Origin of the sequence: Kitasatospora sp. NPDC101235 (assembly GCF_044767505.1) — a bacterium.
Taxonomy (GTDB): domain Bacteria; phylum Actinomycetota; class Actinomycetes; order Streptomycetales; family Streptomycetaceae; genus Kitasatospora.
Window position 1 is genome coordinate 53700 of the sequence record NZ_JBIWNZ010000018.1, and the last position, 12329, is coordinate 66028.

A 12329-nucleotide genomic window follows, 5' to 3' on the forward strand; every position below is an offset into this window, starting at 1 on the left:
CTCGAAGCGCAATCCGCGGCGCGCGCAGTCCTCAGCGCTTCTGCGCGCCGCGCAGCCGGCCCAGGCGGTCGGTGACGCCCCAGGTGGTCACCCGCCACAGTGCCTCGACGACGATGTTGCGGCTCATCTTGGACGCCCCGAGCTCGCGCTCGACGAAGGTGATCGGCACCTCGGCGACCTTGAATCCGGCCTTCACCGTGCGCCAGGCCAGGTCGACCTGGAAGCAGTACCCGGCCGAGGCGACCTCGTCCATGCCCAGGCCCAGCAGGGTCTCCTTGCGGAACGCCCGGTAGCCGCCGGTGACGTCCCGGATCGGCACGCCCAGCATCAGCCGCGAGTAGGTCGAGCCGCCGCGCGAGAGCAGCAGCCGCGACTTCGGCCAGTTCACCACCCGGCCGCCCGGCACCCAGCGCGAGCCCAGCACCAGGTCGGCGCCGCGCAGCGCGCCCAGCAGCCGGTCCAGCTCCTCGGGCTGGTGCGAGCCGTCCGCGTCCATCTCCACCAGGACGTCGTAGCCGTTGTCGATGCCCCAGCGGAAGCCCGCGAGGTAGGCGGCGCCCAGCCCCTCCTTGCCCTTGCGGTGCATCACGTGGACGTGCTGGTCCTCGACGGCCAGCTTGTCGGCCAGCTCGCCGGTGCCGTCGGGGCTGTTGTCGTCGGCGACCAGAACGTGCGCCTCGGGCACGGCGGCGCGGACCCGGCCGACGATCCGCTCGACGTTCTCCGCCTCGTTGTAGGTCGGGATGATCACCAGGACCTTGCCGAGATCAGCAAAACTCTGCTGGTTCACGGTCACGTACAAACCTCTCGGCCGATGGCGGGGGGTCTCGGAACACCGGCGCCCGCACTCTGGAACGCGGCTCCGCCGGCAACCCGCCGGGGAGGACCCCGGTGGCGAACTGCGCGCAGGGCGGAGGCAACTGCGTCCAGGCAGTCTACTACCGCGCCCGGGAGCCACCGGTTCGACCGCGGCACTCCCGCCCGCTGCCCGCCGTTTCCCCGTGGGTGACACCGTTCGGCTAGGGTCGTTCCCTTGCCCACGCCCGCACCGCCGGGCCCGCCCCGGCGAGCCGGCGCACCCGCCCAGACAGCGAAGGAGTAGGACCGCGCGCATGGACAGGCTCCTCAACACCGTCCGCCCGTACGCCTGGGGGTCGCTCACCGCCCTGCCCGAACTGCTCGGGCAGCAGCCGACCGGTGAGCCGCAGGCCGAGCTGTGGATGGGCGCCCACCCCGGCGACCCGTCCCGCGCCGACCGCGGCGACGGTCCGCGCCCGCTGGACGAGCTGATCGCGGCCGACCCCGAGGGCGAGCTGGGCGCCGCGAGCACGGCCCGGTTCGGCCCGACCCTGCCGTTCCTCTTCAAGGTCCTGGCCGCGGGCACCCCGCTGTCGATCCAGGCCCACCCCACGATCGAGCAGGCCCGCGCCGGCTTCGCCGCCGAGAACGCCCTCGGCATACCGCTGGACGCCCCCGAGCGCAGCTACCGCGACGCCAACCACAAGCCCGAAATGGTCTGCGCGCTGAGCGAGTTCGAGGGCCTCTGCGGCTTCCGCCGGCCGCGTGAGGCAGCCGAGCTGATGGCCCGGCTCTCGGTGCCCGGGCTGGACCCGCTGATCGACCTGCTGGGCGTCGAGGACGAGGCCGAGGCTCTGCGCGGCACGCTGGCCGCCGTCCTCACCATGGACGACGAGACCGCCGCGAAGACCGTCCGGGAGACGGCCGAGGCACTGGCGGCGTACGACACCGGCGATCCGGACCGGTCCTACGCACCGTACGCCCGGATCGCCGAGGACTTCCCGGACGACCGCGGCGTGATCGCCGGCATGCTGCTCAACCACTTCCGGCTGCGGGCCGGCGAGGCGCTCTACCTGGGCGCCGGGGTGCCGCACGCCTACCTGTCCGGCGTCTGCGTCGAGCTGCAGGCCAACTCCGACAACGTGCTGCGGGCCGGCCTCACCCCGAAGCACATCGACGTGCCGGAGCTGCTGAAGGTCGTGGTCTTCGAGGCCGGCGCCCCCGAGGTGCTGGCCCCCGTCCGGGTCGAGGCCACCCCGGGCGAGGAGCTCTACCCCGTCCCGATCGACGAGTTCCGGCTCTCCCGCTTCACGCTGGACGGCGTCGAGCGCGCGATGGACGGCCGCACCCCGCAGATCCTGCTCTGCACCGAGGGCGCGGCCCGCCTCACCGGGGCGGACGGCACCGTCCTGGAGCTCGTCCGCGGCCAGTCCGCCTTCCTGCCCGCCACCGGCACCCCGACCCGCCTCTCCGGCACCGGCACCACGCTCTTCCGCGCCACCGTCACCGTCTGACCACGCCGTGGGTGATGGCCCGGGCCCTCAGTCCCGGGTCATGTCGACGAAGCGCGAGTAGTGGCCCTGGAAGGCCACCGTGATGGTCGCGGTCGGACCGTTACGGTGCTTGGCGACGATCAGGTCGGCCTCGCCCGCCCGCGGGGACTCCTTCTCGTAGGCGTCCTCGCGGTGCAGCAGGATGACCATGTCGGCGTCCTGCTCGATCGAGCCGGACTCGCGGAGGTCCGAGACCATCGGCCGCTTGTCGGTGCGCTGCTCGGGGCCACGGTTCAGCTGTGACAGCGCGATGACCGGGACTTCCAGTTCCTTGGCCAGCAGCTTGAGGTTACGGGACATGTCCGAGACCTCCTGCTGACGGTTCTCGGCCCGCCGGGAGCCGCCGGACTGCATCAGCTGGAGGTAGTCGATGACGATCAGCTTGATGTCGTTGCGCTGCTTCAGCCGGCGGCACTTGGCGCGGATCTCCATCATCGACAGGTTCGGCGAGTCGTCGATGAACAGCGGTGCCTCGCTGACGTCGGGCATCCGGCGGGCGACCCGGGTCCAGTCGTCGTCCGTCATGTTCCCGGAGCGCATGTGGTGCAGCGCCACCCGGGCCTCGGCGGAGAGCAGGCGCATGGCGATCTCGTTGCGGCCCATTTCGAGCGAGAAGATCACGCTCGGCAGCTTGTGGTGGATCGAGCAGGCGCGCGCGAAGTCCAGCGCGAGGGTGGACTTTCCCATCGCGGGGCGGGCCGCGATGACGATCATCTGGCCCGGGTGCAGCCCGTTGGTGAGCTGGTCGAAGTCGGCGAAGCCGGTCGGCACGCCGGACATCTGGCCCTGCCGGGAGCCGATCGCCTCGATCTCGTCGAGGGCGCCCTCCATGATGTCGGCGAGCGGGGCGTAGTCCTCGTTGGTGCGCTGCTCGGTGACGGCGTAGATCTCCGCCTGGGCGGCGTTGACGATCTCGTCCACGTCGCCCTCGGCCGCGTAGCCCATGCCGGCGATCCGGGTGCCCGCCTCGACCAGTCGGCGCAGCACCGCGCGCTCGTGCACGATCTGGGCGTAGTACTCGGCGTTGGCCGCGGTCGGGACGGAGTTGACCAGGGTGTGCAGGTACGAGGCGCCGCCGACCCGCTGGAGCTCGCCGCGCTTGGTCAGCTCTCCGGCCACCGTGATCGGGTCGGCCGGCTCGCCGCGGGCGTAGAGGTCGAGGATCGCGCCGTGCACCATCTCGTGCGCGGGCCGGTAGTAGTCGGCCGGCTTGAGCACCTCGACCACGTCGGCGATGGCGTCCTTGGAGAGCAGCATGCCGCCGAGGACGGACTGTTCGGCGGCCAGGTCCTGCGGGGGGACGCGCTCGAAGCCGTCCACCCCGCCCTCGCCGTCGCCCTCGCCCCGGCGCTGCCAGCCGCCCTCCGGCCGGCCGCCCTTGCCGCCCTTCTGGAAGCCGCCCTTCTGGAACCCGTCGCGGCCACCGCCCTGACGCCCCTCGCCGCGGCCGCGCGGGACCGGCAGCCGGTCACCGGGGCCGTCCGGGAAGGGTGCGTCGTCGAAGGCGCCGGCCGGGAAGGGGTCCTCGGCGGTCTGCCAGTCATCCTCCGGCGGCGGGGCGTCGTGGTCGTCGTACTGGGGGCCGGTCACGCATGTTCCCCGATCAGCGAGTGGTGCGAAGTTGGAGCGGGCTTGCCGGTGGCTGGGTGGAGCGGATCCGCTCCTCTTTGTACGCCACGGCTCCGACAAATCGGACGCCGGAGCGGTACGAGTGTCGGGCGGAGGGCCCACGCTAAGGCGCCGGGCACCGTTGCGCCAAGGCGGTTATCCACAGGGGGTGTGGATGAACGGCCCCGTCCTGTGGAGAACTGCCGCAAAGCTGTGGACGCCCCTGTGGACGTCCCTGTGGATAACCGGACGATCGATCCACTGTCAACGTGCTGACCTGGGATTACCTCTTCCCGGGCCTGTGCATGAGAAATTCTTCACACACCTCCGAATGGCTGTGGGCACAGAGCGGACGAACCGCGTCGCTCAGGATGACGAGTAATAGCCACGGGCCACTTACGTCCATTACCTGTGGATGAGTAGCCTGGAGTCCATGACCGCCTCGCCCCCGACCCAGGCTCCGGCCGCGCGACGCCGGCACGACCGGGAGATCCTCGCCCTGGCCGTCCCGGCCTTCGGCGCACTCGTCGCCGAACCGCTCTTCCTGATGGCCGACTCGGCGATCGTCGGCCACCTCGGCACCCCCCAGCTGGCCGGGGTGGGCGTCGCCTCCGCGGCGCTCTCCACCGCGACCGGTGTGTTCGTCTTCCTCGCCTACGCCACCACCGCGGCGGTCGCCCGCCGGATCGGCGCCGGGGACCGCCGGGGCGCCGTGCAGCAGGGCATCGACGGCATCTGGCTCGCCCTGGGCCTGGCCGTCCCGGTGGTCCTCCTCACCCTGCTGCTGGCCCCCTGGGCGGCCGAGGCGCTGGGGGCCTCGGCGACCGCCGCGCCGCATGCAGTGACGTATCTGCGGATCAGCTCCCTGGGCATCCCGGCGATGCTCATGGTGCTGGCCGCCACCGGGGTGCTGCGCGGGCTCCAGGACACCCGCACCCCGCTGGTGGTGGCCGTCGCGGGCTTCGCCGCCAACATCGGACTGAACGCCGGTCTGGTGTACGGCGCCGGGCTCGGGGTGGCCGGCTCGGCCTGGGGCACCGTGCTCGCACAGACCGGGATGGCCGCCGCCTACCTGGTCGTGGTGGTCCGCGGCGCCCGCCGGGAGCGGGCCTCGCTGCGGCCGGACGCGGCGGGCATCCGGGCCAGTGCCAGGGCCGGCGGCCCGCTGCTGGTCCGGACGATCAGCCTGCGCGCGGTGCTGATGACCGCCACCGCGGTGGCCGCCCGGCTCGGCGACGACCAGGTGGCCGCCCACCAGATCACCATGACGCTGTTCAACTTCCTGGCCTTCGCGCTGGACGCCATCGCGATCGCCGGCCAGGCCATCATCGGCCGCTACCTGGGCGCCTCGGACGCCCCCGGCGCCCGGGCCGCCACCCGGCGGATGGTCGAGTGGGGCATCGTCTCCGGGCTGGTGCTCGGCCTGCTGGTGGTGGTCGCCCGCCCGCTGTACGTCCCGCTGTTCACGCCCGATCCGGCCGTTCGGGCCCAGCTGGACACCGCCCTGCTGCTGCTCGCGCTCACCCAGCCGGTGGCCGGCCCGGTCTTCGTGCTGGACGGCGTGCTGATGGGCGCCGGGGACGGCCCCTACCTGGCCTGGGCCGGGCTCGCGACCCTGGCGGTGTTCGTCCCGGTGGCCCTGGCGGTGCCGGCCACCGGCACCGGACTGGCCGGGCTCTGGTGGGCGATGAACCTGTTCATGCTGCTGCGGGCCGGCTTCCTGGCCTGGCGCGCCCGCGGCGGCAAGTGGCTGGTCACCGGAGCGGTGCGCGGCTAGGACCGGGCCGGGTCCGGAACCGGAACCGGACCGGAAAAGACCGAGGGCCGGACTCCCGAAGGAGTCCGGCCCTCAGGCCTTCGCTACGGAGCTCAGGCAGCCACGACGGCGACGTCGAGGTTGGCCACGACGTCCGAGTGCAGCTTGACCGAGACCTTGTGGGAGCCCACGGTCTTGATCGGCGAGGCGATCGCGACGGCGCGCTTGTCCACCGCCGGGCCGCCGGCGGCCTTGATGGCCTCGACGACGTCGGACTGGGTCACCGAACCGAACAGGCGGCCGGCCTCGCCCGAGCGGACGGCCAGCTTGACCTGGACGCCCTCGAGCTGACCCTTGACCTCGTTGGCGGCCTCAAGGGTCTGGATCTCGTGGATCTTCCGGGCGCGACGGATGGCGTCGACGTCCTTCTGACCACCCTTGGTCCAGCGGATGGCGTAGCCACGCGGGACCAGGTAGTTGCGGGCGTAGCCGTCCTTGACCTCGACGACCTCGCCGGCGGAGCCGAGACCCGGCACCTCGTGCGTGAGGATGATCTTCATTACTCGGTCACCCTCTCTTAGCGCGCGGTGCTGGTGTAGGGCAGCAGCGCCATCTCACGGCTGTTCTTCACGGCCGTGGCGACGTCACGCTGGTGCTGGGTGCAGTTGCCGGTCACCCGACGGGCACGGATCTTGCCGCGGTCGGAGATGTACTTCCGCAGCAGGTTCGTGTCCTTGTAGTCAACGTAGTTGACCTTGTCCTTGCAGAAGACGCAAACCTTCTTCTTCGGCTTGCGAGCAGGCGGCTTCGCCATTGTGTGCTCCATTTGGGGTTCACGGCCCGGCGGGCGTCCGGGGACGCCGGCGGCCGGGCCGCACGAAATCTGTCAGCTCTTAGAACGGGGGCTCTTCCGAGTAGCCGCCACCACCGGACGGGGCACCCCAGCCGCCGCCCTGGTTGCCACCGGACGGGGCGCTGGAGGCCCAGGGGTCGTCGGAGGGGCCGGACTGGCCGCCGCCGGAGTTTCCACCCCAGCTGCCGCCACCCTGCTGGCCGCCACCGCCGCCGCCCCAGCCGCCACCGCCCTGGCCGCCACCCTGCTGGCCGCCGAAGCCGCCACCGGGGCCGCCGGACCGGTTGGCCCGGGTGACCTTGGCGGTCGCCGAGCGCAGGCTCGGGCCGACCTCGTCGACCTCGACCTCGAAGACCGTCCGCTTCTCGCCTTCCTTGGTCTCGTAAGACCGCTGGCGCAGTCGGCCCTGCACGATGACGCGCATGCCGCGCTGCAGCGACTCGGCCACGTTCTCCGCCGGCTGACGCCAGACGTTGCACGTGAGGAAGAGGCTCTCGCCGTCCTTCCACTCGTTCGTCTGGCGGTCGAAGGTGCGGGGGGTGGACGCGATGCGGAACTTCGCGACCGCCGCACCCGACGGGGTGAAGCGCAGCTCGGGGTCGTCGACGAGATTGCCGACGAGGGTGATGACGGTCTCGCCTGCCATGGTGGTGATGACCTCTCGGGAAGATGTCCGTTCACCGCTGTTTCACGTGAAACAGCGGACGCGAGCTACCCGAGACCCGAAGGCCTCAGAGGTGGCTCAGTGGGTGTCCGGGCGCAGGACCTTGGTCCGCAGAACCGACTCGCTCAGGCCCAGCTGGCGGTCGAGCTCCTTGACGACCTCAGGCGTGGCCTTGAGGTCGATGACCGAGTAGATGCCCTCGGACTGCTTGTTGATCTCGTAAGCCAGACGGCGGCGACCCCAGGTGTCGACCTTCTCCACCTTGCCGCCGGCGTTGCGGACGACAGCGAGGAAGCTCTCGATCAGGGGGGAGACAGCGCGCTCCTCGACCGAGGGGTCGAGGATGACCATCAGCTCGTAGTGACGCATGAGTAACCCACCTCCTTTGGACTCAGCGGCCACGGTCTCTCCGTGGCAGGAGGGTTGTGCGTAGCGTCGGCACCGGAGCAGTGACGACTCCGGCCCACCGTAACGGGAAGGTCGGACAGTCGGCCCCCGCTCCACCCGAAAGAGGGTGTCACCCGGAAGAGGGCGCAAGGGGGCACAACTACACCAGTGCAGACGGCACAGCCTACCTGCACCCGGACGGCCGAACAAAACGCATAGGGGTTGTGAGAGCGACCCAACCGCCTCAATCTGGACGGAACGGGATTCCTGCCCGTTCGTCTCCCCGCCAGGAGGTGGGACCCATGGCCCAATCCGTCCACCGCATGCCCGCGCTCACGCTGAACACCGACGGCCACCCGCACCCCCGCGAGAACACCCTGGTGGGCATCACCGCTCTCCTCGGCGTGATCGCCTTCACCACCTCGTTCTTCCACAACCTGCACCTGCTGACCTCGTGGACCGGCCTGTTCGGCATCATCACGGGCCTGTGGGGCATGTTCGTCTCGGTCACCACCGCCGAGCGATTCGTCCTGATGATCACGCTCGGCGCATCCGCACTCGGCTTCTACCTCGGCGTCGCCCGCGGCGGTCTCTGGGGCTGAGCCGCCCCGCGCCCGACCCGCTGGGACCGAGCCCACAGGGCCCGCCCGGAACCCTCGTCGCCCCCGTCGCGTATCTGCAGAGGAGACAGGTACCCGACGGGGGCGCCGTCGTGCCCGCCGCGACGGGCGCCCGAGCCCCGGACGATAAGGTCAGCCCGAGAACCTGGGGCCACCGCAGCCCGACCGACGAGGAGCACCGAGCAATGAGCCTGCGCCTGAGGACGATCACCCGCGAGGAGCACCTCGCCTTCATCAGGAGCCGCGCCTCGGCCAGCCACATGCAGGTGCCGTCGTGGGGTGACGTGAAGGCCGAGTGGCGGTCCGAGTCGATCGGCTGGTTCGACGAGGCCGACCAGCTCGTCGGCGCAGGCCTGGTCCTCTACCGCCAGCTCCCGAAGCTCAAGCGCTACCTCGCCTACCTGCCCGAGGGCCCGGTCATCGACTGGTTCGACCGCGACCTCGACCGCTGGCTCTCCCCGATGCTGGCGCACCTCAAGTCGCAGGGCGCGTTCTCGGTGAAGATGGGCCCGCCGGTGGTCATCCGCCGCTGGAACGCCCCCACCATCAAGGAGGCCATCGCCGCCAAGCAGGCCAAGCGGCTGCGCGACGTCGAGGCCGACTGGTACGAGGCCCGCGCCTTCGAGGTGGCCGACCGGCTGCGCAAGGCCGGCTGGCTCCAGGGCGAGGACGGCGGCGCCGGCTTCGGTGACGTCCAGCCGCGCTACGTCTTCCAGGTTCCGCTGGCCAACCGCTCGCTGGACGACATCCACAAGGGCTTCAACCAGCTCTGGCGCCGCAACATCAAGAAGGCCGAGAAGAGCGGCGTCGAGGTGGTCCAGGGCGGCTACGACGACCTGCCGATCTTCCACCAGCTCTACCTGGTCACCGCCGAGCGCGACAAGTTCACCCCGCGCCCGCTGGCCTACTTCCAGCGGATGTGGAAGGCCCTCGTGGCCGAGGACCCGAACCGCATGCGGCTCTACATCGCCTACCACGAGGGCGAGCCGCTGGCCGCCACCACGATGCTGGTGGTCGGCGAGCACGTCTGGTACTCCTACGGTGCCTCGGCCAACCACAAGCGCGAGGTCAAGCCGTCCAACGCCATCCAGTGGCGGATGATGCGCGACTCCTACGCCCTCGGCGGCGGCGTGTACGACCTGCGCGGCATCAGTGACACCCTGGACGAGGACGACCACCTGTTCGGCCTGATCCAGTTCAAGGTCGGCACCGGCGGCCAGGCGGCCGAGTACCTCGGCGAGTGGGACTTCCCGCTCAACAAGCTGCTGCACAAGGCCCTCGACCTCTACATGTCCCGCCGCTGAGGAGGCTGACCCGATGACGCTGTCGCTCTACCTCGACACCGAACGCTGGCGCACCCACCAGCGCTCCGTCCTCGCCGAGTTCCCCGGCCTGGTGCCGGTCGCCAAGGGGAACGGCTACGGCCTGGGCAACCACCGGCTGGCCGAGGAGGCGACGCTGCTGGGCACCGGGGTGCTCGCCGTCGGTACCGCGTACGAGGCGGCCGACGCCGCCGAGTGGTACGGCGGCGAGCTGCTGGTGCTCACCCCGTACCGGGTCGGCGAGGAAATACTGCCGCTGCCGCACGCCCGGGTGATCCGGACGGTGGCCAGTGTGGACGCGCTGCGCGCGCTGAACGGCGCCCGGGTGGTGCTGGAGTGCATGACCACCATGCGCCGGCACGGCGTGAGCGCGGCCGACCTGAGCACCGTCGCCGCCGACCTGGAGGGCGTCGCCTTCGAGGGCCTGGCGCTGCACCTGCCGATGGACCGGCCGGACGGCTCCAGCCCGGTCGAGGAGGTCGCGTACTGGGTGGACACCGCCCTGGCGGCCGGCATCCCGGTGCACACCGTGTTCGTCAGCCACCTCGGCGCGGCCGGCATGGACCAGCTGGCCCAGCGCTACCCGCAGACGGTCTTCCGGGCCCGGATCGGCACCCGGCTCTGGCTGGGCGACCACGCCGCGCTGGAGGTCCGGGCCACCGTCCTGGACGTCACCCCGGTGAAGAAGGGCGACCGCTACGGCTACCGCCAGCACCCGGCGCCCACCGACGGCCACATCCTGGTGGTCGCCGGCGGCACCGCGCACGGCATCGGCCTGGAGGCGCCCAAGTACCTCCAGAGCATGGGGGCGCGGGCCAAGGGCATCGCCCGGGCCGGCCTGGCGACGGTCAACAAGACCAAGTCGCCGTTCCACTGGGCCGGCAAGCAGCTGTGGTTCGCCGAGCCGCCGCACATGCAGGTCTCGCTGCTGTTCCTGGACGGGGAGACCAAGCCCCCGGCGATCGGCGAGGAACTCGGTCTCCAGGTCCGGCACACCACCACGCACTTCGACCGCGTGGTGGACCGCTGAGCCGCTAGGGCTTCTCGGCCGGCTCCGGCAGTCCTGGCTCGGTGAGCCACTGCTCGGGGCCGGCCGGCGCGTATCCGGCGTAGCTCTCCTCCTCGCGCAGCCGGCGGGCGGTGCCCAGCACGAACACGTCCGGGGCGTGGTCCAGGACCCCGCCGGAGGGGTCGTCGCTGCCGTCCCAGCGGACCGGGTCGCGGTCCGGGTGGAGGACGTCGCGGACCACCAGGGCGACCAGGTAGAGCGTGCCCAGCAGGTGCAGCCCGATCGCGAAGTGGTACCAGCCCTCGCCGATCCCGTGCTGCTTGGAGCCGGTGACCAGGCCCAGGTGGGACCAGATGCCCAGGGTGTAGAGCACCTCGCAGGCCTGCCAGACCAGGAAGTCCCGCCAGCGCGGCCGGGCCAGCACCGCGAGCGGCAGCAGCCAGAGCGCGTACTGCGGCGAGTACACCTTGTTGACCAGCACGAACAGCGCGACCACCAGGAAGGCCAGCTGGGCGAGACGCGGCCGGCGCGGGGCCGAGAAGCCGAGCCACGCTATGGCCAGGCAGCCCAGCACCATCAGCACGCCGATGTAGACGTCGAGGTCGGCCAGCCCGGCGCCGCGGCGCTGCATCAGGATCAGCCAGAACGAGCCGTAGTCCTCGCCGCGGTGCTTGCTGAACACGTAGAACGTCGACCAGCCCCGCCAGTTGGCCAGCATGATCGGCAGGTTGACCACCAGCCACGAGCCGAGCGCACCGCCCAGCACCAGCCGGAACTCGCGCCACTTGCCGGCCCGCCAGCAGAGCACCAGCAGCGGGCCGAGCAGCAGCAGCGGATAGAGCTTGGCCGCGGTGGCCAGGCCGATGAAGACGCCGGCCCAGCCCGGCCGGGCGCCGGCCCACCAGGCCATCGCCACGGCGGCCAGGGCGACCGCGAGCAGGTCCCAGTTGACGGTGCCGTTGAGCAGCAGGACAGGGGCGAGCGCGAACAGCAGCGCGTCCCACGGGCGGCGCCGGTGGGTGCGCGAGAGCGCCACGACGGCGACCACCGCGCAGGCCATCAGCATCCCGGCGTTGATCGCCCAGAACCACTGCTCCTGGCTCTGCCGGTCCCCGCCGCCGGGCGTCAGCCAGGCCGCGACCTGCATGAACAGGCCGGTGAGCACCGGGTACTCCAGGTACTGGAGGTCCCCCGAGGAGCCCGGGATGCGGTCCACGTACGGGTGCAGCCCGGCCGCGAAGCCGCGTCCGGAGAACAGGTGCGGGATGTCGCTGTAGCAGGCGTGGATGTACTGCGGCGAGCCCGGCTGGAACCAGGCCTGCTCGTAGCAGGGCAGTTTCTGCACCATGCCGAGCACCGACACCACGATCACCGCGAGCGCCAGGAAGCGCGCCGGGATCCACCAGGAGACTCCGAGCAGCGCCCGGCGGCCCGGGGGCCCGCCGATCACCTCGCTGCCGGCCGCCGCCACCGGGTCCTCGTCGGCCGGGACGACCACGGTGTTGGCCGGCGGCGCGGCCGTGGCGACGGCTGCCGGGTGGGGCCCTGCGGCGGCGCCGGACCCGACCGGGCCGGCGGTTTCGTCACGATCGCTCGACGTCATGCCGGACATCCTGCCGCACCGGTCCCGCCGGGACGAGGAGGACCCCGCAACGGTCTGCGTCCCTGCGTGGCGGGCCGGCCCGCCAATCATGACGAAACGGCCGTGACGCGGACGGCGGCGGTCCCGACGAGAACGGGGGCTGCGACGAAAACGGCG

General features: G+C 71.5%; 12 protein-coding genes. 5 read left to right on the forward strand and 7 right to left on the reverse strand.

What is annotated here, in order from left to right:
* Positions 1 to 31: 31 nt before the first annotated feature.
* Entirely contained in the window at positions 32 to 796 is a 765-nt protein-coding gene (locus ACIRRH_RS27080) for a polyprenol monophosphomannose synthase (RefSeq protein WP_403072433.1), read from the reverse strand.
* 316 nt (positions 797 to 1112) lie between these two features.
* Here ACIRRH_RS27080 and manA point away from each other — a divergent pair, with 316 nt between their 5' ends.
* The gene (manA, locus tag ACIRRH_RS27085; protein WP_403072435.1) at positions 1113 to 2312 is read left to right on the forward strand and encodes a mannose-6-phosphate isomerase, class I; all 1200 of its coding nucleotides are present in this window, start codon (positions 1113 to 1115) and stop codon (positions 2310 to 2312) included.
* A gap of 27 nt (positions 2313 to 2339) precedes the next feature.
* Here the strand turns inward: manA and dnaB are convergent, their stop codons facing one another.
* Positions 2340 to 3815 carry a replicative DNA helicase gene (gene dnaB, locus ACIRRH_RS27090; RefSeq protein WP_403072740.1) on the reverse strand — a complete coding sequence of 492 codons (1476 nt, stop codon included), beginning with the start codon at positions 3813 to 3815 and terminating at the stop codon, positions 2340 to 2342.
* A 577-nt stretch (positions 3816 to 4392) separates the two neighbouring features.
* On the opposite strand from dnaB, the gene ACIRRH_RS27095 reads away from it, so the two are divergent.
* Positions 4393 to 5736 carry an MATE family efflux transporter gene (locus ACIRRH_RS27095; RefSeq protein WP_403072438.1) on the forward strand — a complete coding sequence of 448 codons (1344 nt, stop codon included), beginning with the start codon at positions 4393 to 4395 and terminating at the stop codon, positions 5734 to 5736.
* Between the two features lie 92 nt (positions 5737 to 5828).
* Here ACIRRH_RS27095 and rplI read toward each other — a convergent pair whose 3' ends face one another.
* The 4 genes from rplI to rpsF all read right to left on the reverse strand — a co-directional run bounded on the left by rplI (position 5829) and on the right by rpsF (position 7601).
* Complete coding sequence (gene rplI, locus ACIRRH_RS27100) at positions 5829 to 6275, reverse strand: 50S ribosomal protein L9 (protein WP_224277698.1); 447 nt, start codon at positions 6273 to 6275, stop codon at positions 5829 to 5831.
* Between the two features lie 17 nt (positions 6276 to 6292).
* On the reverse strand, positions 6293 to 6529 hold the full coding sequence (gene rpsR / locus ACIRRH_RS27105; RefSeq protein WP_030059640.1) for a 30S ribosomal protein S18: 237 nt from the start codon (positions 6527 to 6529) through the stop codon (positions 6293 to 6295).
* Between the two features lie 79 nt (positions 6530 to 6608).
* Positions 6609 to 7214, reverse strand: a complete 606-nt coding sequence (locus ACIRRH_RS27110; protein WP_403072441.1) for a single-stranded DNA-binding protein — start codon at positions 7212 to 7214, stop codon at positions 6609 to 6611.
* A gap of 96 nt (positions 7215 to 7310) precedes the next feature.
* Positions 7311 to 7601, reverse strand: a complete 291-nt coding sequence (rpsF, locus tag ACIRRH_RS27115) for a 30S ribosomal protein S6 (RefSeq protein WP_188298654.1) — start codon at positions 7599 to 7601, stop codon at positions 7311 to 7313.
* A 320-nt stretch (positions 7602 to 7921) separates the two neighbouring features.
* On the opposite strand from rpsF, the gene ACIRRH_RS27120 reads away from it, so the two are divergent.
* The 3 genes from ACIRRH_RS27120 to ACIRRH_RS27130 all read left to right on the forward strand — a co-directional run bounded on the left by ACIRRH_RS27120 (position 7922) and on the right by ACIRRH_RS27130 (position 10591).
* Positions 7922 to 8221, forward strand: coding sequence for a hypothetical protein (locus ACIRRH_RS27120; RefSeq protein ID WP_403072444.1), 300 nt, complete (start codon positions 7922 to 7924; stop codon positions 8219 to 8221).
* 203 nt (positions 8222 to 8424) lie between these two features.
* A complete protein-coding gene (locus ACIRRH_RS27125) occupies positions 8425 to 9543 on the forward strand; it encodes a lipid II:glycine glycyltransferase FemX (RefSeq protein ID WP_403072447.1) in 1119 nt (372 codons plus the stop codon).
* Positions 9544 to 9556: 13 nt separating this feature from the next.
* Entirely contained in the window at positions 9557 to 10591 is a 1035-nt protein-coding gene (locus tag ACIRRH_RS27130; RefSeq protein ID WP_403072449.1) for an alanine racemase, read from the forward strand.
* Positions 10592 to 10595: 4 nt separating this feature from the next.
* On the opposite strand, the gene ACIRRH_RS27135 is transcribed toward ACIRRH_RS27130, so the two are convergent.
* Entirely contained in the window at positions 10596 to 12173 is a 1578-nt protein-coding gene (locus ACIRRH_RS27135) for a glycosyltransferase family 87 protein (protein WP_403072452.1), read from the reverse strand.
* Positions 12174 to 12329: the final 156 nt, after the last annotated feature.

Excerpts from the sequence above, each read along its gene's own strand:
- manA (WP_403072435.1), top strand. The coding sequence starts at position 1,113 with ATGGACAGGCTCCTCAACACCGTCCGCCCGTACGCCTGGGGGTCGCTC.
- ACIRRH_RS27095 (WP_403072438.1), top strand. The coding sequence starts at position 4,393 with ATGACCGCCTCGCCCCCGACCCAGGCTCCGGCCGCGCGACGCCGGCAC.
- rplI (WP_224277698.1), bottom strand. The coding sequence starts at position 6,275 with ATGAAGATCATCCTCACGCACGAGGTGCCGGGTCTCGGCTCCGCCGGC.
- rpsR (WP_030059640.1), bottom strand. The coding sequence starts at position 6,529 with ATGGCGAAGCCGCCTGCTCGCAAGCCGAAGAAGAAGGTTTGCGTCTTC.
- ACIRRH_RS27110 (WP_403072441.1), bottom strand. The coding sequence starts at position 7,214 with ATGGCAGGCGAGACCGTCATCACCCTCGTCGGCAATCTCGTCGACGAC.
- rpsF (WP_188298654.1), bottom strand. The coding sequence starts at position 7,601 with ATGCGTCACTACGAGCTGATGGTCATCCTCGACCCCTCGGTCGAGGAG.
- ACIRRH_RS27120 (WP_403072444.1), top strand. The coding sequence starts at position 7,922 with ATGGCCCAATCCGTCCACCGCATGCCCGCGCTCACGCTGAACACCGAC.
- ACIRRH_RS27125 (WP_403072447.1), top strand. The coding sequence starts at position 8,425 with ATGAGCCTGCGCCTGAGGACGATCACCCGCGAGGAGCACCTCGCCTTC.
- ACIRRH_RS27130 (WP_403072449.1), top strand. The coding sequence starts at position 9,557 with ATGACGCTGTCGCTCTACCTCGACACCGAACGCTGGCGCACCCACCAG.
- ACIRRH_RS27135 (WP_403072452.1), bottom strand. The coding sequence starts at position 12,173 with ATGACGTCGAGCGATCGTGACGAAACCGCCGGCCCGGTCGGGTCCGGC.